Below are 22,900 nucleotides of genomic sequence, written 5' to 3'. Positions count from 1 at the left end.
TCCCTTCGAGAGTTAAACCGCCGCTGACCCCCTTTGGTTCCGTGATGCGAGGGATGGAGCCAACTCATGCCGGAATGTCGGTCAAGCCTTCATCGGGTTCAGCTTCAGATGCTGGATCAGGATAATCGTCTTGGCATCGACGATGCGGCCGTCGGCGATGCCGGCCAGCGCTTCGTCGAGCGGCATTTCCAGGACCTCGATGTCCTCGCCCTCCTCCGGCGCGCCGCCGCCAGCGGAGATGCGGTCGGCGGGCGAATAGCGTGCAACGAAGAACCACAGCCGCTCGGTCACGCTGCCCGGGCTCATATAAGGCGAAAACAACCGCTCTACGTCCTTCAGCCGGTAGCCGAGTTCTTCCTCCGCCTCCTTGCGGATGGCGGTCTCGGGGTCGTTTTCGTCGAGCAGCCCGGCACAGGCCTCGATCAGCGGTTCGCGGTGGCCGGTGACATAGGCGGGATAGCGGAACTGGCGCACCAGAAGCACCGTCGAACGCTGTGGGTCGCAGGGCAGGATCACCGCGCCGTCGCCGCGATCATAGGTCTGGCGAACCTGCGTCTCCCACTGCCCGTCGCGCCGGCGATAGTCGAGCACGGTCTTTTTCAGCACCGCCCAGTCGTCGGAAAGAACCTCTTCCGAACGGATACGAATACGATCTTCCATTGGATACCTCGGTATTTGGCGCCGTGCGCAGGCGTAGCCGCGAACCGACGCCTGCGCAATTGGGGCAGCGATTGGTCAGCGTTTCACTCTCTCGTGTGTGGTATGCAAGATATCCGTCGCCTAAATAACGCCTTCCCTCTCCCCGGAGCCCTCTTCATGACCGCATCGCTTTTCCAGCCGATTACCCTCGACGGCGTCACCTTCCCCAACCGCATCGCCGTGGCGCCGATGTGCCAGTATTCCGCCGAGGATGGGTCAGCCAGCGACTGGCATCTTTACCACTGGATGAACCTGGCCATGTCCGGCGCCGGCATGGTCACGGTGGAGATGACCGATGTCGAGCGCCGCGGGCGCATCACCCATGGTTGCCTCGGGCTTTACTCCGACGACAACGAGGCCGCCGCGCGCCGCACTCTGGATGCGGCACGACGCGTCGCCGCGCCGGGCACGAAATTCGGCACGCAGCTTGCGCATGCCGGCCGCAAGGCCTCGAACCGCAAGCCCTGGGAGGGCGGCGGGCCACTGCAGCCGAACGAAGACGCCTGGCAGACCGTCTCGGCCTCGGCCATAGCCTACGACACCGGCTGGAATGTGCCACGCGCGCTCGATGAGGAAGAGATCCTGCAGCTCATCGAGCGGTTCGCCCAAGCCGCCAGGCGGGCCGAACGCGCCGGCTTCGACTTCATCGAACTGCACGCAGCGCATGGCTACCTGATCTTCCAGTTCCTGTCGCCGCTGTCCAACCAGCGCACCGACCGCTGGGGCGGCTCGCGGGAAAACCGGATGCGTCTTGTCGTCGAAATCGCCAGGGCGGTGAAGAAGGCGGTGCCGAAGCTGATGCTCGGCGCGCGGCTGTCGGTGAAGGACTGGGTCGACGGCGGCTTCGACGTCGAGGATGCGATCGAGGTGGCGAAGGCCCTGAAGGCCGAGGGTATCGCCTATCTCTGCTGCTCCAGCGGCGGCAATTCGCCGTCGCAGAAATTGCCCACCGGTCCCGGCTATCAGGTGCATCTGGCGGAAGCCGTGCGCAAGGGCGCCGGCATTCCGACCCGCGCCGTCGGCCTGATCGACGATCCCCAGCAGGCCGAGGCTGTTATCGCCGAAGGCCGTGCCGACATGGTGGCGCTGGCGCGCGCCTTCCTCGCCGATCCACGCTGGGGCTGGCGCGCGGCCGCCACATTCAAGGAAAAGATCCATCCGGCGCCGCAGCTCGCCCGCTCGGTAACGACGATGGAACACTGGATGAAGGCTGCGGGCTGAACCGGCCCGCCCCTCCTGACGCAGGCGCGATCCCGCCCAGCCCGTTTTGCCACAGCCCGCTTCAATTCTGGCGGCAAACTGTTACGCCGGGTGAGGCTGCGGCGGGCGCGGCCGGGCTCGGGAGGAGATCATGTCGTTCAGGGCATTCTTGCCGGCTGCGATGCTTGTGACTGTCGCCGGCCTTTGGCTCGGCGCATCGACGCCGAGCGTGGCGCAATATTGCGAGGGGACGGTGCACGGCCTGTCTGGCCGCTACAATCTGGCGACCGGCAGCGGCTTTCTCGCCGTGCGGACACGGCCCAACTCGTCATCGCGGATGATCGGCCAGCTGTTCAATGGAGACCACGTCGAGATTTTCGACCGGCGCGGCTACTGGTACAAGGTCGAAATCGCCGGGACCACCGGCTGGGCGAACGCACGCTGGCTGCGCAACGACTGCGGCTACTGAGTACGCCGAAACATGTCACCCAAAAAGCGCGCCGCGAAACGAGACGCGACTTTTGGGCGCAGGTTCCGGGCCACTTTTGCAACCAAATTGGCTGCTTTGCGTTGCGGCCATGATGGACAACAAACCTTTTGAAACGCCGGTCGTGGTCGAACTCGGCCATGTCGGCAAATATCGCCATATCCGCAGCACCCAGGAAGCGGCGGAGTGCCTCATGACGGTCTGGCCACTCAATCGCGGCCCCCGTCATCGTGATGCCCTCGACACTTGCCTCAAAGTGCTGGAAGGTTATCGTTCGACAGCGGAAGCGCGACGGGCATTGATCGAGGCCGCCAGGGAATCGGAAGTGCTGGTGCCCGACGACCGGCTATCCGACGACCGGCTGCATTGAGCAGGCGGACCTTTCAACCGGAGGTTTTTATGGCGAAGCTGACTTACAAGATCGTCGAGCATGACGGCGGCTGGGCCTACAAGGTCGGTTCGACCTTCTCGGAGACATTTCCGACCCATCAGGATGCGTTGCGCGCCGCCGAGATCGCCTCGGCCGAGCAGCAGGTGGCGGGCGCGACGGACGGCATCCAGTATGAGGATGCCGACGGCAAATGGCACGAGGAACTGGCCGACGGTCGGGATCGGCCGCAGACCGAGGTTTCCGACTAGTCTCTCCCCAGAAGACAATTTTCCGGCAGGAACAGGCAGGGCGCCGACCGCGGACGTCTGGAGAGACGACGTCCCACGGTCAGCGGCTGCCCAGCGGCTGAATTATTTGCCGCAATAGTGATCGTTGACGTTCAATCCAGCATTGGCATCAGGACCAGCTGTATTGGAGGCACAAGGTCCGGCAGGCCCCGAATTGCCAAGGCTGTCCAGCCCTGAGCGGTCGCCATTGATGCTCCCGGTCGTGTTCTGGTCGACACCGGAAGATTGTTCGTTGCCGAACCAGTTGTGATGGTTGGAATATGTGCCTTCCGATGGCTGGGCCATCGCCGATGTGGCGAGACCGATCGTCAGAACCGATGCTGCGATAAATTTCCTGTACATTGCATTACTCCGTGTCTTGGTCGCCTTGGGTGCGACACGGGGTAAACCCGGCAGTCAGCCGAATGGTTCATTGAAATTGTCGTGAGGCTGTGGTGATGGAAACGCGCGGGCGGCAATCCGCTCGATGAAGCCAATCACACGCTTGGGCTCGACGAATTGCGGCATATGGCCGACGCCGTCGACGGGTTCGAAGTCAAGCCCTGCGATCTTGCCTTGCATCGGCTCGCCATGGATGCGGATGTCGATGACGCGGTCGGCGGTTCCGAAGAGGATGCCGGCAGGCATGACAAGCTCGCCATAGCGCTGTTCGATGCGGCCGAGATCCTGTTCGACGGCCACGACATCGGCTGATGTTGCCTGGAAATGGACTGGCCGCAGCCCGAGCCAGCCGCCGCCGTCGACCATGTAGTCCGCGGGAAAGACCTGCGGCGCGAAGATGAATTCCATTGTCGGCCGCGCATAGCGCAGGCTCAGCGGTATCGCCACGGTATAGGCCATGATCCAGCGCCGCAGGCGAGAGGGGATATAGAGCAGGTCAAATCCTTGCCGCGCCCTGGTTTCCAGATGCGTCAGCGGCGCCAGCAAGGCGATGCCCGAAATTGCCTCGGGATGTTCCACGGCCAGGGTCAATGTGACGGCGCCACCCAGCGAGTGGCCCACCACCAACGGCCTTTCCAGCTCCAATTTTTCGATGAAGCGGCGCACCAGGGCCGCCTGTTCAGGCAAGCGGCCGGTGGCACCGTTCGCGCGCGTCGAATAGCCTGATCCCGGACGATCGAGCGCGATCAGCCGATAGCCTGGGCCGAAATGTCCGAACAGCGTGTGCCGGAAGTGGTGGAGTTGCGCGCCAAGCCCATGCAGGAAGACGATCGGCCGCCCCTCGCCCACATCGACATAGTGGATGCGGTTGCCGTCGATCTCGATGAATTTTCCGACCGGCGGCACCAGCCTTTGCGCCTTCGCCGCGATCCATAGCGTCGCCAGCACCAGGCAGGCGATCCCCAGGACCGCCAGCAGGAACAGCAGGGCCAGCAGCCACGACAGGATCGATATCGGCATTGTTCACCCGGACCAGAACCCGTTTGAGCTTACCTGCATCCGGTCATGCTGTAACCTCGCATCGTCCAGGCACGGATGTTCACCGCCGAGGTGGCATTGCCGATAGCCACGCGCCGCGCTATTTCAAGCGACCCGTCCTGCCGGAGCCCTCCATGACCGAAATCGTTACCGCCGCCATGCTCGTCATCGGCGATGAGATTCTCTCCGGCCGCACCAAGGACAAGAACATCGGCCACCTCGCCGATATCATGACGGCCGTCGGCATCGACCTCAAGGAAGTGCGCATCGTTCCCGACGAGGAAGACGAGATCGTCGCGGCGGTGAATGCCGTGCGTGCGCGCTACACCTATGTGTTCACCACCGGCGGCATCGGCCCGACCCATGACGACATCACCGCCGATTCGATTGCCAAGGCGTTCGGCGTGCCCTGCGAATACGATGCCAAGGCCTATGCGCTGCTGGAGGCAAGCTATGCGGCGCGCGGTATCGAATACACCGAGGCACGCAAGCGCATGGCGCGGATGCCGCGCGGCGCCGACCATATCGATAACCCGGTGTCGGTAGCGCCCGGCTTTCGCATCGGCAACGTCCACGTCATGGCCGGCGTGCCCTCGATCTTCCAGGCCATGCTCGACAACGTCGTGCCGACGCTGAAGACCGGCACGAAGATGCTGTCGGCGACGGTGCACTGTCCGTTCGGCGAAGGCCTTGTCGGCGGGCCGTTGGGTGAGATCCAGAAAGCGCACCCGGATACGATCATCGGCTCCTATCCAAAGTATGGCGACGGCAAGTTCTGGACCGAACTGGTCGTTCGCGCCCGCAGCCAGGAGGTCCTCGACGCCGCGCGTGCCGATGTCGAGGCAATGGTGGCGGGTTTCGCCGCCAAGGCGAGTTGAACCGGTTCTGGCCGGAACAAAGCGTGGCGCGCCGGCGTTGCTTTCACGCGAGTTCAAACACTCGCCAGATTGAGGGATCACCATGCGCTTCAAGACCATCGTTGCCATTCTGCAGAACGAGCAGGACGCCGAGCGCGTGCTCGACTGCGCCATTCCGCTCGCCAACCGCTACGAGAGCCATCTGATCGGCATCCACGCCGAGGCGCTTCCGGTGCCCTACACGTCGGCGACCGGCTTTCCCGATACCGAGTTCCTGCAGGTCTCGGCCGACATGAGCCGGGAGCGGGCCGACAAGCTGCAGGCCGTCTTCCTCAGGCGCATCGAGGATTCCGGCCTCTCCTTCGAGTGGCGCAGCCTGGAGAGCTTCTCAGGCGACAGCGCGTTGACCGGCATTTCAAGCGTGCGCGCCGCCGATCTTATCATTGCCGCCCAGCGCGAAACCGGCGGCGATCCGAGCGCCGATGTCGACACGCTGGTCTATGACGCCGGCCGGCCGGTGCTGGTGGTGCCGAGTGCCGGTCCGCTGGTCACCACGTTCAAACGTGTCCTGCTCGCTTGGAACGGCAGCAAGGAGGCCGCCCGCGCCGCCTTCGACGCCCTGCCCTTCATCATCGAGGCCGAGAAGACCGACATATTGGTCATCGATCCGCCCGATACGTTCGACGAAAGCCCAGAGGCCGCCGGCGCCGAAATCGCGTCGGCGCTGTCACGCCACGGCGCCAATGTAAGCGTCTCGGTGCAGGAATCGGGCGGCACCTCGGTCGACGACATGATCCAGAACAGGGTCGCCGAGACCGGCGCCGATCTGCTGGTGCTTGGCGCCTACAGCCACTCCTGGCTGCGCCAGCTGCTGTTCGGCGGAGTGACGCGCACGGTGCTGCGCACGGGACAGGTAGCGGCCTTCCTGTCGCGATAAGTCCACAGCCATCGCTGCCAGCCGCCCTTGCCAAGGCCGAGGCTTTCCAGTTAATTCCGCGCGCATTCCCCTGTTTTTGTGCACGCGGTCTTCGCGTGCTGCGGAGTGCGCGAAAAATGTCTCTTCCCGAAAAAGGCTTCCCGGTCTCCTGGGACCAGTTCCATCGTGACGCCCGCGCGCTTTCCTGGCGGCTTTCCGGCGCCAACAAGGGGCAATGGAAGGCGATCGTCTGCATCACGCGCGGCGGGCTGGTTCCGGCGGCGATCATCGCGCGCGAGCTCGGCATCCGCGTCATCGAGACAGTCTGCGTCGCCTCCTACCACGACTACACCAGCCAGGGGCAGTTGCAGGTGCTGAAGGAGATTACGCCGGCACTGCTCGCCGACGACGGCGCCGGCGTGTTGATCATCGACGACCTGACCGACACTGGCAAGACCGCCGGCATCGTGCGCGCAATGATGCCGAAGGCGCATTTCGCCACCGTCTACGCCAAGCCGAAGGGCCGGCCGCTGGTCGATACTTTCGTCACCGAGGTCAGCCAGGATACCTGGATCTATTTCCCCTGGGACATGGGCTTCACCTACCAGAAGCCGATCGCCGACGACCACGCCGGCTGATTCGCGACACGCCCCTTTTCCAACTAAGCCGCCACCGACGACAATATTTGCTTCCGTGGGCGGCTCCCCGGGACAGGATATCCTGTGAAATCGACCTCTATTGGCGGGAATCGGCTAGGCTGATCAAAGTTTTTACTTTTATTGGTCAGAATTAGCCGTAAGATTCGTAAGGCGGCAAACGATTCTGGAGGCTGGGGCTAGCTTCTCCGATGTTGACAAGGCCAACGACGCACAACCATCTGGCCGAAAGGGTCCGGCGACTCTTCGGCACCGCGCCGTGCCGTCTGCAGGTTGCCGCGCTGCCCTGGCGCGATACCGGGAATGGCGTCGAGATCATGCTGATCACCAGCCGCGACACGGGCCGCTGGGTGTTGCCGAAGGGCTGGCCGGAAGCCAAGGAGCCGCTCTGCGAGGCGGCGGCGCGAGAGGCCGGCGAGGAAGCCGGATTGCGCGGAACAGTCTCGCATCTCGAAGCCGGCCGCTACTTCTATGCCAAGGTTCTGGCTTCGGGTGAAGAAGTGCCCTGCGAGGTGCTGGTGTTTCCGCTGCACGTCGACAAGATCGCCGACCGCTGGAAGGAAAAGCACTCCCGCACCCGCAAGTGGGTCAATTCCAGCGAAGCCGTGCGTATGATCAATGAGCCGGACCTTTGCCAGATCATCGCCTATTTCTGCGCCGACCCGCACAGATTCTCGTAGGTGACCTCGGCATTCTCCAGGGCAGATTCACAACCCTGTGATGTGTCGAGCATGAAAGGTTTGCTAATCCTTATTCGCTAAGAATCGGCCTATCTGGCGTTTGATTATGGCGAATCCTGTAGACCCACTTCAGCAACATACCGGCGAGCCCGAGCGCGAGCACCGTCCACGCGTGCTCAAGGGTGGAACCGTCATCACCGGGATTCAAAACTCGGAAATCGCCGTCATGCTGCGCAACCAGCATGCGGGCGGCGCCGAATTGAAAATACCGCTCGAGGCGCGGGTGCCCGATCGTTTCCTGCTTTATGTGCCGCTCGACGGCGTCGCCTATCGCTGCGAGGTCCGCTGGCGCCGCAACGACCGGGTCGGCGTACAATTCACTGGCACCGAGCCGAAGCCGAAGCTGCATTACGGCTGATATCTGGCATATCGGCCCGGCAGGGCTTTCGAGGCCGACCAGATTTGCTCACGACGGACGCCTCCCGGCGGTCAAAGGCCGCAGATCCGCCGGTCGAAACGGCAATCGCGGCGGCGCAGTTCTATCCCCGTTATCCACATGTGTGACACACAAGATGTTGGGGTCACAAAAGCTACGCAAACGAATCCTTGACGGCGCAAAACGAGTCGCCTTTTATAGGCCATGTGCTCCTGTTGAGAGCGCGACCGGAAAGTTCTGAGCCCGGTCTTTTTCCCGGATTATGTGCGTTTTTGCCCGCATTTCCGCCCGTTTACGAGGCCGGCGGAAGCGTTGGGGTTGTGGGGTGGTGGGGCGACGAAAGGGAGAATTGTCGGACTGGAATAAATTGTCTGTTAATACTATATTTAGTGTTTGCAGGTAGGTTCGACGCTAGATAGTGTGAATTTCCCTCGAGTGAGGGAATCGAAAAAATCAGATTTGAGGGACCCGCGGGGTCGTCGGCGCGTTGTGACAGGGGCTTCACGAGAAGCCCAGGCTGCAAATGCTGGGGGAGATCGCGGAATGGAGAGCCGGCCGTTTTCGAACGCCGGCAGACGGCGGACATGCGCGTTTCGCATCAGGGGGAGAAATCCCTGGGGAAAAGCGCTATATATAGACAAAAGGACCGGACCAATGCGCATCGAGCGTCGCTTCACCAAGCAAGGGCAATCGGCTTATGCGGAGATCGAATTCCGCAAGGCGCTTTCCGAGATCAAGAATCCGGATGGCTCGGTGGTGTTCCGCCTCGACAACATCGATGTGCCGGCGCAGTTCTCCCAGGTCGCCGCCGATATCCTGGCGCAGAAATATTTCCGCAAGGCCGGCGTGCCCGCGCGGCTGAAGAAGGTCGAGGAGAACGACGTCCCCTCCTTCCTGTGGCGCTCCGTCGCCGACGAAGCTGAACTGGCCAAGCTGCCGGAAGCCGAGCGCTACGGTTCCGAGATCGACGCCCGCCAGGTCTTCGACCGTCTGGCCGGCACCTGGACCTATTGGGGCTGGAAGGGCGGCTACTTCAAGTCGGAGGAAGACGCGCGGGCTTTCCGCGACGAGCTCGCCTATATGCTGGCCACTCAGCGTGTCGCGCCGAATTCGCCGCAATGGTTCAACACTGGGTTGCACTGGGCATACGGCATTGACGGTCCGAGCCAGGGCCACTTCTATGTCGACCCCTTCACCGGCAAGCTGACCAAGTCGAAGTCCTCCTACGAACACCCGCAGCCGCATGCCTGCTTCATCCAGGGCGTGCAGGACGACCTCGTCAACGAGGGCGGCATCATGGATTTGTGGGTGCGCGAGGCGCGCCTGTTCAAATATGGCTCGGGCACCGGTTCGAACTTCTCGCTGCTGCGCGGCGAAGGCGAAAAGCTGTCGGGCGGCGGCCGCTCGTCCGGCCTGATGAGCTTCCTCAAGATCGGCGACCGCGCCGCGGGCGCCATCAAGTCGGGCGGCACGACGCGCCGCGCGGCTAAAATGGTCATCGTCGACGCCGACCACCCCGATATCGAGGAATTCATCGACTGGAAGGTCAATGAAGAGCAGAAGGTCGCCTCGCTGGTGACCGGCTCCAAGATCGTCAAGAAGCATCTCGAAGCCATCATGAAGGCCTGCGTCAATTGCGAAGGCAATGGCGAGGACTGCTTCGATCCGGCCATCAACACGGCGCTGAAGCGCGAGATCAAGGCAGCCAAGAAGTCGGCGGTGCCGGAGAATTACATCTACCGCGTCATCCAGTTCGCCAAGCAGGGCTACACCTCGATGTCGTTCAAGACCTACGACACCGACTGGGATTCGGATGCCTACCTGACGGTTTCGGGCCAGAACTCCAACAATTCGGTGTCGCTGAAGGACAATTTCCTGCGCGCCGTCGAGGACGATGCCGACTGGCACCTGACGGCCCGCAAGGACGGCAAGGTCTTGAAGACGCTGAAGGCCAGGGACCTGTGGGAAAAGATCGGCTACGCCGCCTGGGCGTCGGCGGATCCGGGCCTGCATTTCAACACGACGATGAACGACTGGCACACCTGCGCTTCGGCCGGTGCGATCCGGGCCTCCAACCCGTGCTCGGAATACATGTTCCTCGACGACACGGCCTGCAACCTCGCCTCGATCAACCTGCTGCCCTACCGCAACGCCGACGGCACGATCGATATCGCCGCCTACGAGCATACCGTGCGTCTGTGGACCATCGTGCTCGAAATCTCGGTGATGATGGCGCAGTTCCCGTCGAAGGAGATCGCCAAGCTCTCCTACGAATACCGCACGCTCGGCCTCGGCTACGCCAATATTGGCGGCCTGCTGATGACCTCGGGCATTCCCTATGATTCCGACGAGGGCCGCGCCATCTGCGCCGCGCTCACCGCGATCATGACCGGTGTGGCTTATTCGACATCGGCGGAAATGGCCTCCGAACTCGGCGCCTTCCCCGATTATGACCGCAACGCCCAGAACATGCTGCGCGTCATGCGCAACCATCGCCGCGCCGCCTATGGCGACAAGGATGGCTATGAGAAGCTCGCCGTCAACCCCGTGCCGCTGGTCGCTTCCGACCTCAAGCAGCAGGCGCTTGCCGAGCATGCGAAAGCCGCCTGGGACCGCGCCATCGAGCTCGGCGAGGAGCACGGCTACCGCAATGCGCAGGCGACCGTGATCGCGCCGACCGGCACGATCGGCCTTGTCATGGATTGCGACACCACCGGCATCGAGCCCGATTTCGCGCTGGTGAAGTTCAAGAAGCTCGCCGGGGGCGGCTACTTCAAGATCATCAACCGCGCCGTGCCGGAAGCGCTGCGCACGCTCGGCTATTCCGAGAGCCAGATCGCCGAGATCGAGGCCTATGCGGTCGGCCACGGCAATCTCAACCAGGCGCCCGGCATCAACCCCGGCTCGCTCAAGGCCAAGGGTTTCAGCGACGACAAGATCGCCGCGCTCAATGCGGCGCTGAAGTCGGCCTTCGACATCAAGTTCGTCTTCAACCAGTGGACGCTCGGCGCCGACTGGGTGAAGGAGACTTTTGGATTCACCGACGAGCAGCTTAACGACTTCTCGTTCGAGATGCTGCCGGCGATGGGCTTCTCCAGGAAGGACATCGATGTCGCCAACATCCATGTCTGCGGTGCCATGACGCTGGAAGGCGCACCCTTCCTCAAAGCCGAACACCTCGCCGTGTTCGACTGCGCCAGCCCCTGCGGCAAGATCGGCAAGCGCTCGCTTTCGATCAACAGCCACATCCAGATGATGGCGGCCGCACAGCCCTTCATCTCGGGCGCTATCTCCAAGACCATCAACATGCCCAACGATGCGACGGTGGAAGACGCCAAGGGCGCCTACATGCTGTCGTGGAAGCTGGCGCTGAAGGCCAACGCGCTCTACCGCGACGGCTCGAAGCTGTCGCAGCCGCTGAACGCCTCGCTGCTCGCCGATGGCGAGGAGGATGAGGACGAAGCCGTCGAGCAGTTGATTCAGGCCCCGGCCGCAGCGCGCGCGGCGCAGATCACCGAGCGGATCGTCGAGCGCATCATCGAACGCGTGTCGCGCGAGCAGGAAAAACTGCCTGGCCGCCGCAAGGGTTACACGCAGAAGGCTAAGATCGGTGGCAACACCATCTTCCTGCGCACCGGCGAATATGATGATGGCCGCCTCGGCGAGATCTTCATCGACATGAACAAGGAAGGCGCCACGCTGCGTGGCCTTCTCAACAACTTCGCCATCGCCATTTCGCTCGGCCTGCAATACGGCGTGCCGCTCGACGAATATGTGCATGCCTTCACCTTCACCAAGTTCGAGCCGGCCGGCATGGTCATCGGCAACGATGCCATCAAGAGCGCGACGTCGATCCTCGACTATGTGTTCCGCGAACTGGCCATCTCCTATCTCGGCCGCAACGACCTCGCCCATGTCGACCAGTCGGACTTCTCCAACACCGCGCTCGGCCGCGGCATCAGCGAAGGCAAGACCGACGCCGTTTCCAAGGGTCTGACCCGCGGTTCGCCGGTGAAGCTGGTGTCGAGGGCAATCGGCAACGAGCCGAAGGGCTTTGCCGGCGGCTCGACAGGCACCCCTGCCCGCTCGGCGCCGACCGCCTTCTCCGGCTCCAACGTGCTGGCGCTGAAGCCGGCCAGCGACGAGGCGGTCGCCTACAAGCGCGACTATGAGGAGCGGGCCAAGGAACTGGCCGAGGACATCGCCTTCGAGGAAGCGGTTTCGGAGACTTCGGATGCCACGGCGGCGCTGTTCACCGACGCGGCAGCGAACGAAGCGGCCGAGGCGAAGAAACTCGCCGCCGACCGCCGCGCCAAGTCACTGCTGCAGGGCTACACCGGCAATTCCTGCTCCGAATGCCAGAATTTCACGATGGTGCGGAACGGGACCTGCGAGAAGTGCGACACGTGCGGCGCCACGAGCGGGTGCAGCTGAGAATTTGAAGCGCGCCCTGACTGACTGACGACGCGTCACTGTATCTCGCTCGACGTCAAGGTAACTGCTCATTCGACACACGAAGTTTGCTCACCCTCGTTTTTGAGAGGTGAGCAAACGGAAAAAGGCAGGAGGCCTGGATCAATGTCGGGGCCTCCTGGTTCACGTCTAGGCTGAAGCCGGGGGTGAGCGCTCGGAACCAGCCGGAGGGGTCGCACTGGCAATGGGCAATCCTTTGCCAGTGATTGTTCGACCGCTCTAGAGCTGGTGCGTGACGACTTCGGTACAGGGGCGCCCATCGCCCGGGTGTTCATGCCTGGGTACGTATTCGTGGCCTTATGCGGACCGCAATTGAATCTCTTGATCATGACTGGGAACAAGAGGGCGGCCGCTGGGACGATGATGGTGGGCGCGGCTATTGGCGTCATCGGCTGCGTTATCGGGATACAGATCTACGGCCCATTGGGTGCCGCGATAGGGCTCGCGCTTGCTCCGGTTGTATGGAACGTTGCAATGGCGGTCTACATCCGAAAGCGGCTGAAGACCTTGCCTGGGCTGGTCTATGCGTTGTTGACATTGTTGAACATGCGCGCGGTCAAGAGCCGGCACGGAATTGGTTCTTACCCTGACCCTGATCGGCTTCAAGCGGTCACGGTGATATCGTCACGCGCATTTTATTCTGAGAGCGTTGTGAACCTTCAGTCCCGTTCTGGCGGGGCCGAACTCATGCAAACGCACGATGATTTAGCCCGAAGCGACAAGCACTATCGATACGCGCTCGATAGACCTCTCTCTGTGACGCTGAAGCCTTGGGACCAGGCTTTTGGTCAGGGTCAAAGGGTCCTGTACGGCGAAGAGGGGCAATGGAAATGGTTGGCAACACCAACTCATCGCGCCTGGCATCACTCGACCTTCTGCGATTGATCGCAGCCTTGGCGGTTGTGTGCTTTCACTACCTTTATCGGGGGCCGATTACCGGAGATATCGACGCTGGATATCCTGCGGCTGCCCCGTTTGCCATCTATGGCTATCTCGGTGTCAGCCTGTTTTTCCTGATCAGCGGTTTTGTCATCACGTGGTCGGCTGAGGGGCGAAAGTGGCAGGATTTCGCCGTCGCGCGCTTCGTGCGGCTCTATCCTGGATTTCTGCTCTGCATGACATTGACGTTTGTCGCTCTCTCAATCGCCAACAACCCTAGATTTCCGACGAATTTTTCGACCTATGTCGCCAATCTTTCCATGTTCGCCCGCGCATTCGGCAGGCCGTCCATGGATGGTGTCTATTGGTCGATCATGCTCGAGATCGTATTCTATGGCTGGGTTGCGGCGCTTATTTTTGCGGGTGCCTTCCAGCGTTGGAAGTTGGCGATCGTTGCCATCTGGCTCGTGATTTCGGCAGGAAATGAGCTCTTCTTCGGGAACACGGCGATACGAATTTTGCTTATCACAAGCTATGCGCCTTTTTTTGCCGTCGGTATTTTGGCCCAACAGGTCGTCGCAAAAGGTCGTTCGCCGGCGGCGCTCATCCTTCTTGTCGCAGCCTTCCTGTTGTCGTGCCAGACGATCACATTCAATCAGGGCTGGATGCAGGAGCATTACGGAATGGCCATTCCCTATCCCGCTCTCTTGGTCGCCAATGGATTTGTCTTTGGGATTTTCGCAGGTGCACTCCTGATCCGCTCCCTTGTGGCGCCTTCGAAAACCGTTCTGATGCTCGGCGGATTGACTTACCCACTTTATCTTTTGCACCAGTACATAGGTTATCTCTCTCTCAACGCACTGGCCCCGTTAATCGGCAAGAACGTTGCGTTCTTTGTCGTTTTGCTCGCGGTGCTCCTTGCCTCCTTCTTGATCTGGCGTTTTGTCGAAACGCCGCTACGCAAGCCGCTTATCCGCGGTTTGACGTCCGCCATCGATCACATCGCATCAGCTGGATCCGCGTACGCCAGAAGGAACCGCCCAGTGGCGCGGACTTAGCGTAACCTCCGGGGGCGGGCCAGGAGGTGGGTCGGCGGCTGCAGGAGCACTGTTCTAGGCGCCTGCACGCAACGCGAACTGATCGATCTCACGGCGCTAGCCATCGCCGCATCCTGTCAGAGTGAAGGCATCCCAGGCCGAGCCGTCCGGATTGGCGTTGGCGAAATCGGCCCATTCGGTGAAAGCCACACCGAAATCGGGCAACAGCAGCCCTTTCGGCGCCGGTGTCGCTTCGCGCGAATTCAACTGTTCGGCCCCGCCGCCGGTCAAGGCATAGACCTGACCTTCCCATATCCTGCACAGTCCGCTGCCATCCTGCAGGCCCGCTTCGCGATCGTCGTCGGTGCAGGCGTGGCGGATGGTGCCGAGCGGAAAGGAATTCTTGCCGTTGGTCCAGGTGATGTCGGCCGGCAGGTTATTGTCGGTGTTGGGCACGCTCAGCGAGAACACCTGCGCCGTCAGCGCCGCCGGCTCATTGTCCAGTGGCCGGAATTGCAGGACAGCGCCCGAGCGCGGCTCGCGGTAGGTGGCGTGGCTCAGCAGGCATTCCTTGGCATTCGCCATCTGGATCGGGCCGAGCAGCCCCAGGAAAACGAAAGCCAGTTTGCGAAGGATCACAGGATATCTCCGGGAAAGCGTTGTGGAAGCCAAAAGCCCGTCCTCACACCAGCCCGACCAGAAAGGCAGCGCCGCCGAGAAATCCTGCCGCACAGACCCACAGCAGCCAGAGCCCGCGCACCCGGCATTCGAGCACCGCCGAGCCAGGATTGGCGGGGTCATAGTGCACGTCGACCTTGCTGCCTTCGACATAGTTTCGCGCCTGACCGCCGACGAGGCCGGGCAGCGAAGCCGTGACCGTGGCGCCGAAGGTGACGCGGTCGGCGCTGTAGCGCTGGCCGGCGACGCCATAGCTGTAGACGATGCGGGATTTGAACACGGTGCGCCAGCGTCGATAGCTGCTATAGTTTCGCAGCGCCTGCAGACCTGAGGACTCAACGCGGCCGGCGGCGACCGGCCATTTTGCCGCCTGCTCGGCAAGCGATTTCTGGGCAAAGCCCATGCGTAGCGCGAACAGGCCCATGAACAGCAGCAATGCCGCGGCACCGAGATTCTGCGGTTTGGGCAGATGCGGCCGGATCGCCTCGAGCACGCCGCCGATAGAAAACACCAGAACCGCCGTGCCGATCACCAACCCGGCCGAGAGCTGGAACATGAACTTGAAGGCGCCGTCCGGCATGGTGCGCTCGATCACGGCCTTGCTCGGATCGGCCGGATTGTAAAAGACGGTCACCTCCGCGCCGCGGGGAAACTGCGCAAGGGTTTCGCGGACCTCGAAGTTCCCCAAATTCTCCTTCACGCTGTAGCGCGAGCTTTGAAATTTCTTGCCGCCGACCTTGTATTCGAAGGTGATGGCCGGAAAATTCCGCATCTCCGTGGTATCGGTGCTGTCCGAACCAGCGCCCGAGCTTCTGACCTCACGCGCCTCGACGCGCGACGAGATGACCTTTCCCGGCGTCGGCAACCAGCGGCTGAGCGCCTGCACCTCTCGCCATTTCACGAAGGTGATGACCGACAGCGTGCCGGAGACCGCGCAGGCAAAGCCGACCAGCAGAAATTTGAGTTCCAGCTCCACCCTGATCCCCCCGGAGTGCAGGAATAGGCACTAGACAGCACCGCGGCGGCAATGTCTCGCTTATTCGCAAAGTCGAGAGATGAGCGACCGGGCGTAACGCGCGCCCTCTCATTCTCCCTTGCGGGAGAAGGACAAGATCCCTTCATGCCGGCTTCACAGCCAGGAAGGTGTTCCATTCCTCGGTGTTGCGGCCAATGTTGAAATCGTCCCTGAGAAGGATCAGCCCGGCGGCTTCGAGACGGCCCGCGAAGTCGTCCCTGCGCCACAAGACCGTATGGTAATTGCCTGATGTCTCGCCGTCGCCATTGCGCATCGATACGAGCAAGGCGCCGCCTGGCCGCAGTGACCCAGCTATCTTGGCAAGCACCTGGTCGGTCTGGTCGCGCGGTACATGGATCAGGACGGCGAGCGCCAGGACGGCATCATAGGGGCCGCCGAGATCGTCGGTGAGGAGATCGAGAAGCTCACCATGCTTGCCGCGCGCGGCCTGCAGCTCGAGAAACCGCTTTGTCGCGTCGGTGCGCCGAACCTTGACGCCCAGGCCCTCCAGAAAGTCCGCATCGTAGCCCGCTCCGGACCCGACTTCCAGAACCCGGCCTGACGTGCCGGCGATCGCCACAAGGCGCTTCAGCGATGCCTGCTCTCTCTCGTTGGGACTATGCCGCACGATGGCATCGTAGCGATCCGCATAATCCTCATAGGCGCTGATCGTTTGACGGCTCTTCGCCAGAGCCTGCGACAACACATCCATCTTGCCCTCCCTTGCATCCATGTGAGTCAAAACAGCTTCTTCAGCGAAGGGTGCCGGGAGGCACGTGGCCGTCGAGCACACCGATGTCGCGCAGGAAGTGATCCGACAGCGAACGCTGGTCAAGCAGGCCGCGGCTGCGGGACCTGAACGGCGCGGTGAAGAGATCGAGCACCGGGCGACGAAGCGTGTTGTAGAGGGTGGTGGTCATTGCCGTGGTCCTTTCGGGTTCGGGTTGATGACCAGATCATGCCTGTTCGCGGTCTTGGCTTCCAATTGAACGTCGCGTACCATGCATCAGGAGGATTGATGCATCATGAGTTGGGAGCTACCGCCACTAGGGGCTATCCGGGTCTTTGAAGCCGCAGCTAGACTGGGCAGTTTCACCAAGGCGGCCGAAGAACTCGGCATGACCCAGTCGGCGGCCAGCTATCAGATCAAGGTGTTGGAAGAACGCGCCGGAACGCCGCTTTTCATAAGAAAAACAAGGCAGATTGCCTTGACCGAGGCCGGACAGCAGCTGGCGCCGCATGCATCCGGCGCGTTCTCGGTCCTGGCGGATGCCTGGGTCGCCACCAAGGGCGGAGCGACCGGCGTGCTGTCGGTGACGACCATGGGGACATTTGCATCGAACTGGCTGGCCGTCTGGCTGGGAACATTCCAACTGATGCATCCAGACCTCGCCGTGAAGGTTGATACATCGTCCCGGCTGGTCGATTTCGGGCGCGAGGCCATGGATATCGGGATCCGGACGGGCACCGGCAAATGGCCCGGCCTGACCGCCCACTATCTGTTCAAGGCGGACTACACGCCCATGCTCAGTCCAAAACTGGCCGAGAGCGTCGGCGGCATCCGCCACCCCGAGGATCTCTACAAGGTGGCGCTGTGCGGCCCCAACGATCCCTGGTGGAAAATCTGGTTCGAAGCAGCCGGCGTGCCCTTCGATCCTGCTCGGGTCATCCCCGGTCCGGCGCTTGGCGGGCAGGCCTATGACGCCATGGCTGCACTGACCGATAAGGGCGCTGCAATCCTCACGCAAAACCTCTACAGCGCGCTGTTGGCCAAGGGGCAGTTGATGAAGCCTTTTGACATCGTCGGGTCCGACGGCGACGGCTATTGGCTGGTTCACCTGGAAAGCCGCCGCAACGTCCCGAAGATCAAGGTGTTCAGGGATTGGGTGCTGGCCCAGACCGCGGACATTCGAGAACAGGAAGCGCGCCAGACATAGGCCTACGGGGTTCACTCGCAACAGAGGACCAGATGATCGATCACATAACCATCGAAGTGGCTGACCTGGAGAAGAGCAAGCTCTTCTACGAACGCGCTTTCGTGCCCCTGGGCTATCGCCTGTCCTTCGGCAAGGAGGGCGTGTTCTGGGCCTTCGATGTTGGCAATGGCTGCCTGTTCGAGATCCAGCGAACCGGCGAGGCGCCGCCGCTCACCCATCTGCATGTTGCCTTCCGCGTCGGCAGCAAGGCAGAAGTCGATGCGTTCCACCAGTCGGCGCTGGCAGCCGGCGCCCAAGACAATGGCGCGCCCGGCCCGCGTCCCGATTATGCGGAGAATTACTACGCCTGCTTCGTGCTCGACCCCGATGGCTACAACATCGAGGCAATGATCAACGAGCCCGCGGCTTCCTCCTAGGGCGCGGCAGCCCCGATAGAGCCGAGGATGACGAAGGGACGACATACATCTCGCCCCGCCAGCCGCCGCCTCGGCCACAGTCACCCCCTGTTGCGCACGGCGCCGGCATCGGCCGATCGGTTGATCCAGATCAACGCGGACGCATCGCCCGTGCTGTCTCCTTGCTCCTTGGCTATCATCCCAGGGAGAACGAACGTGTCGACTTACGACCTCATGGTTATCGCCGCAGTCCTGTTCAGCTTCGCATCATTTTCCGCGGTTCTGGCTTTTGCCACCTTCGACGAATCGCGTCGCCGTCGTCCAAAATAAGGCAGTCGGACCGGTTGGATGGGCGGTCGGGCGACCATTCACACGACGAAGTGATATAGGTGCAATTTGACGGCGGATCGGATCGAATGAGAACGTCTGGAAGATAACAACCGGAAAGCGGTCATGAGCGACGAAAACGAGGACGACACCGACATCGTCAACCAGCTCGCCTACGTCAGAGCCGATCCCACCCAGCACGATACGATTACGCTTCTCACCATGATCGATGCTGCGATTGCCGAGATCATGGCGCTGCGGAGAAAGCTGCGGCTGAGCGAGGAAAGGAATGACGGGAGCAATCAGCTCCAATAGACGGCAGGACCGGAACGAATGGCGACGCGAACCCTAATCCGCGTCGGCCATCATCTGACGGCCGCCGCCGCCGGCCCAGGCGCGCCATTGCCGCTCGTCGCCATGGAAGACGTTGAGGTCGATGCGGCCGGTCACACCGTGCGACAGGCCGGATCCGGAATACTGCCAGAAGAGCCATTTGCGGCCGGGATAGACTTTTGACGGGTGCCGCGCCACCGCGCGCAGCCAGAACGGGTAGTCGAGGAAAGCGCCCTGGAGGTTGTCGCGATAGAAATCGGGGGAGGTATAGATGATCGGGCGCTGACCGTAGTGGCGTTCAAGCTTGTCCATGAACACCTGCATCTTCTCCAGCACCTTTTCCCGTGATGGGCGCCGCTTGCAGCTGGAATCGCCATTCCATTCGACGTCGATCACCGGCGGGAGCGCGCCATCGACCTTCGGCACGTTGCGGATGAACCAGTCGGCCTGCTCGCCGGCGGTGCGGCACCAGTAGAAGAAATGATAGGCGCCGCGCTTCAGCCCGGCGGCATCGGCATTGCGCCAGTTCCTCATGAACATCGGATCGAGATGGTCGCCGCCGTCGGTCGCCTTGATGTAGGCGAAGTTGGCGCCCTGGGTGCGCAGCTTCTCCCAGTTCACGTCGCCTTGCCAGCGCGACACGTCGACCCCGTGCACGGCAAGGTGCCGGGGCGAGGCCCGGCCGAAATTGATCGGCTTGGCATCGCGAAAACCGTAGCGCGTGACCGGCCCGGCAAGCATCGCCGGTGCAGCGCGCGACAAGAGTTTCGGCGGCGACACCAAGGCCGCGGGTTCAATGGGCGGATCGACATTGTCCGGCAGTTCGGGCGCCGAAAGCGCCACGGTTTCTTCCTCCGCCAGTCCAAAGGGCCGATCAGGACCGTCCTCGGGCGCGGTCTCGGCCAGCTTGCGCGCATTGCCGGCTTTACTCACCGGAACGGATCCGATCGGTGCGCTTGGCCGCACCACCGAACTGGTGGTCTCATTCGAGGGCTTCTGCACGTCGAGCGCGTCCATGCCCGATGTCGAAGAGCAGCCGGCGAGGCACAGCGATGCGATCACGAAACTGATGGCGCCTGATAACCGCATCTGGACCTGTACTCAAAACACAACAGACCGAAGGCAACGGCCGACGGACAACCGGGCCAGTTATGAACGAGAAATTACCAATAAAGTTTGAATCAAGTTTTTTACCATGACTGTGACCCGTTTCAGACATTCGCCGTCGACGCCGCCGGCCCAGCCTTGACAGTGCCATGATGTGGCTGTTGAGACGGAAGGCGGTGTTTGCCGCAGGCATTTTCCACACGATTTTTACAAAAGGCGCCCAATGATTGCGTTGCAGCGGCTTCTCCTGGTCCCCCTGCTCGCGGCCCTCTCCTGCGGCGGCGCCCTGCTGGCCGAGGCTGCGCATGCCAGCCCGCTGATCGTCGTTCCCCCTGGCAATCGCTCCGAGACGCAGCCGCCGATCCCGGATGCATCGGCGACGCGAACCCGCGCCTTCAAGACCACCTATGCGGAAAAATACGAGAAGATCGTCGCGCTGCTGAAGCGCGAGAAGAAGCTGGTGGCGCATATCAAGCAGGTCGCGGCGGGCTACGATATCGACCCTATCCATATCGTCGGCGCGCTGGTCGGCGAACACACCTACAATGTGACGGCCGTCGGCTCGGTCCAGACCTACTATGTGAAGGCGCTGTCCTATTCCGGCCTCGACTTTGCGTTCCGCTACAAGGGCGTGCCGGTGCAGACCTTTGTCCAGCGGCCGGAATTCGCGGCCTGCGCCGAGGCGAAAGACAGTGCCTCCCTGTGGAGCTGCCGCGACAAAGTGTGGGTCGACCATTTCCGCGGCAAGACGGTCGACGGCGTCACTTATGACGCGATGACCTTCCAGCAGGCCTTCTTCCAGCCCTTCTTCGCCGGCCAGACATTCGGCCTCGGCCAGATCAGCCCGCTGACCGCGCTCGAGGTGACCGATCTGGTCAACAAGGTGAGCGGCTATGACAGGCTGACGCCGGATCATCCGCAGGCGATCTATCGCGATGTCATGGATCCCGATCGCAGCATCGTCTACATCGCCGCGATCGTGCGCGACGCCATCGACGCCTACAAGGAACAGGGCTTCGACATCTCGGGCAATCCAGGCATCACCGCCACGCTCTACAATGTCGGCCAGCCCCGGCAGCGGGCGGCCGACCTGCACGCGGCGCTTGCCGGCGGCAAGGGCCGCAAATTGCCGGTCGAGAACTATTACGGCTGGCTCGTCAATGACAAGCTCGACGAACTCAGAAGCCTGCTCGACAGTGGCAGCTGAGAAACGCTTTTAAACAGGAGCTTGCGTGCAGGCGTTCATCGACCAGAGCGTTTGTTTCATCGAGAACCATCAGGCATGGGCCGGCCTCGTGGTCGGGCTGCTGGCCTTCGGCGAGTCGCTCGTGCTGGTCGGCATCCTCCTGCCCGGCACTACGGTGCTCATCATCGTCGGCGGCCTGGTCGGGGCCGGCATCGTCCAGCCTTTGCCGGTCCTTCTTGCCGCGATGATCGGGGCGGCGCTGGGCGATACCATTTCCTACTTTCTCGGCAGATGGCTGGGGCGCGGCGTCGTCCACAAATGGCCGCTCAACCGTTACCGCCGCGAGGTCGCTAGGGCGCGGCTGTTCTTCCATCGTTATGGCTTTGCAGCGGTTTTCGTCGGCCGTTTCTTCGGCCCGGTCCGCGCCACCGTACCGCTGGTCGCCGGCATGATGGGCATGCACCGGCGTCGCTTCCAGATCGCCAACATCCTGTCGGCGATCATCTGGGCGCCGATCGTGCTGTCGCCGGGTTGGCTCGTTGCCAAGGGCGCCGGCAGCATCCCCGAACTCGACGTGACGAGCCTGTTCGGGCTGGCGGCGATCGGCGTGGTCGCCCTGATCATCATAGCAGTGATCGCGCTCAAGCTCCGGAGCAGACGAACCGCCCGCGCCTAGCCGCGCTTCCTGAACACACCAATCATCGGCCCCAGATTCCAGTAGTCGTCGTTGCGGCCGATGGCAGGCGCGAACAGGCTCGATATCGTGCCGTCGAGAAACAGCGCATTGTCGCAGTCGAGCGCATCGCGGAACAGCCGGGCGAATGCATGGAAATTCACACTGCCGTTCGAAATTGCAAAGACCGCGACGCCGTCCTTGCGCACCCCGACGCCGTCGCGGGTCTTGCGCGAGGTGCCGTCGGACTGGAATTTCGGATGGAGTTGGCCGTCGACCACCAGCATCGGTCCCGATTGCGTGGCATAGTCGGTGGACGGCCGGTTCCTGACGAAGTCCCTGGTCGCCCGGACCGCTGCCTTGCCGCCGCTGACGTAGAAGATGCCATTCGGCTGCAGCGAAAAATTGCCGCTTCCCGATCCCGTCTTCACGCCGGCCATTTCCTGGCCACGCTCGACATAGAGGCCAACCGGCCTGAGGTCCGGATGATACATGCCGGCGTTGACGGCGAAAAGCATGATGCGGCCGGCCGCGCGCTGGGCAGCGTCGAGATTGTGCAGCGACTGAAATGGCTTGCCGGCCGGATCCTTCCAGAACAGCTCGATCGAATACAGCTTCGGATCGACCTCGCAGACGAGATAGCTGGTCGCCTCGAAGGCGAAGTCGCGGCACGGCGGCAGCGACACGAACCATTGGCTGAATGCCATCGTGCCGGCGACGGCCTGCGGCAGCGCGGCTTTGACCAGGCCCGCAAGCAGGGGCGCCGAGTTCAGAAGTGTCAGAAAATCCATGCGCCCGCGGATGCCAGCCTCAATCAGCTGTCGTGGTTATC

The 22,900-nt window shown here is 62.3% G+C and carries 26 protein-coding genes; 17 read left to right on the top strand and 9 right to left on the bottom strand.

Features of this window, described 5'->3' with window-relative positions:
* Positions 1-81 precede the first annotated feature (81 nt).
* Positions 82-660 (bottom strand): NUDIX domain-containing protein, encoded by a 579-nt coding sequence (locus ACVILI_RS17985; RefSeq protein ID WP_064982811.1) that lies wholly within the window; start codon positions 658-660, stop codon positions 82-84.
* Between the two features lie 156 nt (positions 661-816).
* On the opposite strand from ACVILI_RS17985, the gene ACVILI_RS17980 reads away from it, so the two are divergent.
* The 4 genes from ACVILI_RS17980 to ACVILI_RS17965 all read left to right on the top strand — a co-directional run bounded on the left by ACVILI_RS17980 (position 817) and on the right by ACVILI_RS17965 (position 3,025).
* Complete coding sequence (locus tag ACVILI_RS17980) at positions 817-1,920, top strand: NADH:flavin oxidoreductase/NADH oxidase (RefSeq protein WP_202360084.1); 1,104 nt, start codon at positions 817-819, stop codon at positions 1,918-1,920.
* Positions 1,921-2,050: 130 nt separating this feature from the next.
* Positions 2,051-2,368 carry an SH3 domain-containing protein gene (locus ACVILI_RS17975; protein WP_038646528.1) on the top strand — a complete coding sequence of 106 codons (318 nt, stop codon included), beginning with the start codon at positions 2,051-2,053 and terminating at the stop codon, positions 2,366-2,368.
* A gap of 109 nt (positions 2,369-2,477) precedes the next feature.
* A complete protein-coding gene (locus tag ACVILI_RS17970; RefSeq protein WP_019857850.1) occupies positions 2,478-2,756 on the top strand; it encodes a DUF982 domain-containing protein in 279 nt (92 codons plus the stop codon).
* Between the two features lie 29 nt (positions 2,757-2,785).
* A complete protein-coding gene (locus tag ACVILI_RS17965; protein ID WP_019857848.1) occupies positions 2,786-3,025 on the top strand; it encodes a DUF2188 domain-containing protein in 240 nt (79 codons plus the stop codon).
* Between the two features lie 102 nt (positions 3,026-3,127).
* Here ACVILI_RS17965 and ACVILI_RS17960 read toward each other — a convergent pair whose 3' ends face one another.
* Positions 3,128-3,406 (bottom strand): hypothetical protein, encoded by a 279-nt coding sequence (locus ACVILI_RS17960; protein WP_038646526.1) that lies wholly within the window; start codon positions 3,404-3,406, stop codon positions 3,128-3,130.
* Between the two features lie 54 nt (positions 3,407-3,460).
* On the bottom strand, positions 3,461-4,465 hold the full coding sequence (locus tag ACVILI_RS17955; RefSeq protein ID WP_038646524.1) for an alpha/beta fold hydrolase: 1,005 nt from the start codon (positions 4,463-4,465) through the stop codon (positions 3,461-3,463).
* A 152-nt stretch (positions 4,466-4,617) separates the two neighbouring features.
* Between ACVILI_RS17955 and ACVILI_RS17950 the strand changes: the two genes are divergently transcribed.
* The 8 genes from ACVILI_RS17950 to ACVILI_RS17915 all read left to right on the top strand — a co-directional run bounded on the left by ACVILI_RS17950 (position 4,618) and on the right by ACVILI_RS17915 (position 14,438).
* Positions 4,618-5,361: a competence/damage-inducible protein A gene (locus ACVILI_RS17950; protein ID WP_038646522.1), complete on the top strand. Its 744-nt coding sequence runs from the start codon at positions 4,618-4,620 to the stop codon at positions 5,359-5,361.
* An 82-nt stretch (positions 5,362-5,443) separates the two neighbouring features.
* Positions 5,444-6,277, top strand: a complete 834-nt coding sequence (locus tag ACVILI_RS17945) for a universal stress protein (RefSeq protein WP_038646519.1) — start codon at positions 5,444-5,446, stop codon at positions 6,275-6,277.
* Between the two features lie 116 nt (positions 6,278-6,393).
* The gene (gene gpt / locus ACVILI_RS17940; RefSeq protein ID WP_038646517.1) at positions 6,394-6,894 is read left to right on the top strand and encodes a xanthine phosphoribosyltransferase; all 501 of its coding nucleotides are present in this window, start codon (positions 6,394-6,396) and stop codon (positions 6,892-6,894) included.
* Between the two features lie 209 nt (positions 6,895-7,103).
* A complete protein-coding gene (locus tag ACVILI_RS17935) occupies positions 7,104-7,592 on the top strand; it encodes an NUDIX hydrolase (RefSeq protein WP_019857844.1) in 489 nt (162 codons plus the stop codon).
* Between the two features lie 106 nt (positions 7,593-7,698).
* Positions 7,699-8,010: a PilZ domain-containing protein gene (locus ACVILI_RS17930; RefSeq protein ID WP_019857842.1), complete on the top strand. Its 312-nt coding sequence runs from the start codon at positions 7,699-7,701 to the stop codon at positions 8,008-8,010.
* A gap of 672 nt (positions 8,011-8,682) precedes the next feature.
* The gene (locus tag ACVILI_RS17925) at positions 8,683-12,462 is read left to right on the top strand and encodes a vitamin B12-dependent ribonucleotide reductase (protein WP_038646514.1); all 3,780 of its coding nucleotides are present in this window, start codon (positions 8,683-8,685) and stop codon (positions 12,460-12,462) included.
* A 351-nt stretch (positions 12,463-12,813) separates the two neighbouring features.
* Positions 12,814-13,386: a hypothetical protein gene (locus ACVILI_RS17920; protein ID WP_240564670.1), complete on the top strand. Its 573-nt coding sequence runs from the start codon at positions 12,814-12,816 to the stop codon at positions 13,384-13,386.
* On the top strand, positions 13,332-14,438 hold the full coding sequence (locus tag ACVILI_RS17915) for an acyltransferase family protein (RefSeq protein WP_240564669.1): 1,107 nt from the start codon (positions 13,332-13,334) through the stop codon (positions 14,436-14,438). The genes ACVILI_RS17920 and ACVILI_RS17915 overlap by 55 nt, the downstream gene beginning before the upstream one ends.
* 96 nt (positions 14,439-14,534) lie before the next feature.
* On the opposite strand, the gene ACVILI_RS17910 is transcribed toward ACVILI_RS17915, so the two are convergent.
* The 4 genes from ACVILI_RS17910 to ACVILI_RS17895 form a co-directional block, all read right to left on the bottom strand.
* Positions 14,535-15,056, bottom strand: coding sequence for a hypothetical protein (locus ACVILI_RS17910; RefSeq protein WP_038646508.1), 522 nt, complete (start codon positions 15,054-15,056; stop codon positions 14,535-14,537).
* A 43-nt stretch (positions 15,057-15,099) separates the two neighbouring features.
* Positions 15,100-16,071, bottom strand: a complete 972-nt coding sequence (locus ACVILI_RS17905; RefSeq protein ID WP_038646506.1) for a DUF3592 domain-containing protein — start codon at positions 16,069-16,071, stop codon at positions 15,100-15,102.
* 142 nt (positions 16,072-16,213) lie between these two features.
* Complete coding sequence (locus ACVILI_RS17900; RefSeq protein ID WP_084791761.1) at positions 16,214-16,822, bottom strand: class I SAM-dependent DNA methyltransferase; 609 nt, start codon at positions 16,820-16,822, stop codon at positions 16,214-16,216.
* Positions 16,823-16,862: 40 nt separating this feature from the next.
* A complete protein-coding gene (locus ACVILI_RS17895) occupies positions 16,863-17,030 on the bottom strand; it encodes a hypothetical protein (RefSeq protein WP_164987052.1) in 168 nt (55 codons plus the stop codon).
* Positions 17,031-17,135: 105 nt separating this feature from the next.
* Between ACVILI_RS17895 and ACVILI_RS17890 the strand changes: the two genes are divergently transcribed.
* From ACVILI_RS17890 to ACVILI_RS17880, 3 genes are all read left to right on the top strand, one after another.
* Entirely contained in the window at positions 17,136-18,047 is a 912-nt protein-coding gene (locus ACVILI_RS17890) for a LysR family transcriptional regulator (RefSeq protein WP_019857834.1), read from the top strand.
* A gap of 32 nt (positions 18,048-18,079) precedes the next feature.
* The gene (locus ACVILI_RS17885) at positions 18,080-18,463 is read left to right on the top strand and encodes a VOC family protein (RefSeq protein WP_038646498.1); all 384 of its coding nucleotides are present in this window, start codon (positions 18,080-18,082) and stop codon (positions 18,461-18,463) included.
* 432 nt (positions 18,464-18,895) lie between these two features.
* Entirely contained in the window at positions 18,896-19,084 is a 189-nt protein-coding gene (locus ACVILI_RS17880; RefSeq protein ID WP_019857832.1) for a hypothetical protein, read from the top strand.
* Positions 19,085-19,117: 33 nt separating this feature from the next.
* Here the strand turns inward: ACVILI_RS17880 and ACVILI_RS17875 are convergent, their stop codons facing one another.
* Positions 19,118-20,191: a glycoside hydrolase family 25 protein gene (locus ACVILI_RS17875; protein ID WP_038646495.1), complete on the bottom strand. Its 1,074-nt coding sequence runs from the start codon at positions 20,189-20,191 to the stop codon at positions 19,118-19,120.
* Positions 20,192-20,432: 241 nt separating this feature from the next.
* On the opposite strand from ACVILI_RS17875, the gene ACVILI_RS17870 reads away from it, so the two are divergent.
* On the top strand, positions 20,433-21,416 hold the full coding sequence (locus ACVILI_RS17870) for a DUF1402 family protein (RefSeq protein ID WP_051726783.1): 984 nt from the start codon (positions 20,433-20,435) through the stop codon (positions 21,414-21,416).
* A 25-nt stretch (positions 21,417-21,441) separates the two neighbouring features.
* On the top strand, positions 21,442-22,071 hold the full coding sequence (locus ACVILI_RS17865) for a DedA family protein (RefSeq protein ID WP_019857828.1): 630 nt from the start codon (positions 21,442-21,444) through the stop codon (positions 22,069-22,071).
* Here ACVILI_RS17865 and ACVILI_RS17860 read toward each other — a convergent pair.
* A complete protein-coding gene (locus tag ACVILI_RS17860; protein WP_019857827.1) occupies positions 22,068-22,859 on the bottom strand; it encodes a phosphodiester glycosidase family protein in 792 nt (263 codons plus the stop codon). The genes ACVILI_RS17865 and ACVILI_RS17860 overlap by 4 nt on opposite strands.
* Positions 22,860-22,900: the final 41 nt, after the last annotated feature.

It is taken from the genome of Mesorhizobium sp. USDA 4775 (assembly GCF_054062655.1).
This window is presented reverse-complemented; position numbering and strand designations above follow the sequence as displayed.

What these genes read in the sequence shown, in the direction of transcription:
- ACVILI_RS17960 (WP_038646526.1), bottom strand. Translation starts at nt 3,406, where the DNA reads ATGTACAGGAAATTTATCGCAGCATCGGTTCTGACGATCGGTCTCGCC.
- ACVILI_RS17950 (WP_038646522.1), top strand. Translation starts at nt 4,618, where the DNA reads ATGACCGAAATCGTTACCGCCGCCATGCTCGTCATCGGCGATGAGATT.
- ACVILI_RS17860 (WP_019857827.1), bottom strand. Translation starts at nt 22,859, where the DNA reads ATGGATTTTCTGACACTTCTGAACTCGGCGCCCCTGCTTGCGGGCCTG.
- ACVILI_RS17880 (WP_019857832.1), top strand. Translation starts at nt 18,896, where the DNA reads ATGAGCGACGAAAACGAGGACGACACCGACATCGTCAACCAGCTCGCC.
- ACVILI_RS17875 (WP_038646495.1), bottom strand. Translation starts at nt 20,191, where the DNA reads ATGCGGTTATCAGGCGCCATCAGTTTCGTGATCGCATCGCTGTGCCTC.
- ACVILI_RS17970 (WP_019857850.1), top strand. Translation starts at nt 2,478, where the DNA reads ATGATGGACAACAAACCTTTTGAAACGCCGGTCGTGGTCGAACTCGGC.
- ACVILI_RS17980 (WP_202360084.1), top strand. Translation starts at nt 817, where the DNA reads ATGACCGCATCGCTTTTCCAGCCGATTACCCTCGACGGCGTCACCTTC.
- ACVILI_RS17955 (WP_038646524.1), bottom strand. Translation starts at nt 4,465, where the DNA reads ATGCCGATATCGATCCTGTCGTGGCTGCTGGCCCTGCTGTTCCTGCTG.
- ACVILI_RS17885 (WP_038646498.1), top strand. Translation starts at nt 18,080, where the DNA reads ATGATCGATCACATAACCATCGAAGTGGCTGACCTGGAGAAGAGCAAG.
- ACVILI_RS17985 (WP_064982811.1), bottom strand. Translation starts at nt 660, where the DNA reads ATGGAAGATCGTATTCGTATCCGTTCGGAAGAGGTTCTTTCCGACGAC.
- ACVILI_RS17895 (WP_164987052.1), bottom strand. Translation starts at nt 17,030, where the DNA reads ATGACCACCACCCTCTACAACACGCTTCGTCGCCCGGTGCTCGATCTC.
- gpt (WP_038646517.1), top strand. Translation starts at nt 6,394, where the DNA reads ATGTCTCTTCCCGAAAAAGGCTTCCCGGTCTCCTGGGACCAGTTCCAT.
- ACVILI_RS17890 (WP_019857834.1), top strand. Translation starts at nt 17,136, where the DNA reads ATGAGTTGGGAGCTACCGCCACTAGGGGCTATCCGGGTCTTTGAAGCC.
- ACVILI_RS17945 (WP_038646519.1), top strand. Translation starts at nt 5,444, where the DNA reads ATGCGCTTCAAGACCATCGTTGCCATTCTGCAGAACGAGCAGGACGCC.
- ACVILI_RS17900 (WP_084791761.1), bottom strand. Translation starts at nt 16,822, where the DNA reads ATGGATGTGTTGTCGCAGGCTCTGGCGAAGAGCCGTCAAACGATCAGC.
- ACVILI_RS17975 (WP_038646528.1), top strand. Translation starts at nt 2,051, where the DNA reads ATGTCGTTCAGGGCATTCTTGCCGGCTGCGATGCTTGTGACTGTCGCC.
- ACVILI_RS17965 (WP_019857848.1), top strand. Translation starts at nt 2,786, where the DNA reads ATGGCGAAGCTGACTTACAAGATCGTCGAGCATGACGGCGGCTGGGCC.
- ACVILI_RS17870 (WP_051726783.1), top strand. Translation starts at nt 20,433, where the DNA reads ATGATTGCGTTGCAGCGGCTTCTCCTGGTCCCCCTGCTCGCGGCCCTC.
- ACVILI_RS17935 (WP_019857844.1), top strand. Translation starts at nt 7,104, where the DNA reads ATGTTGACAAGGCCAACGACGCACAACCATCTGGCCGAAAGGGTCCGG.
- ACVILI_RS17930 (WP_019857842.1), top strand. Translation starts at nt 7,699, where the DNA reads ATGGCGAATCCTGTAGACCCACTTCAGCAACATACCGGCGAGCCCGAG.
- ACVILI_RS17925 (WP_038646514.1), top strand. Translation starts at nt 8,683, where the DNA reads ATGCGCATCGAGCGTCGCTTCACCAAGCAAGGGCAATCGGCTTATGCG.
- ACVILI_RS17915 (WP_240564669.1), top strand. Translation starts at nt 13,332, where the DNA reads ATGGTTGGCAACACCAACTCATCGCGCCTGGCATCACTCGACCTTCTG.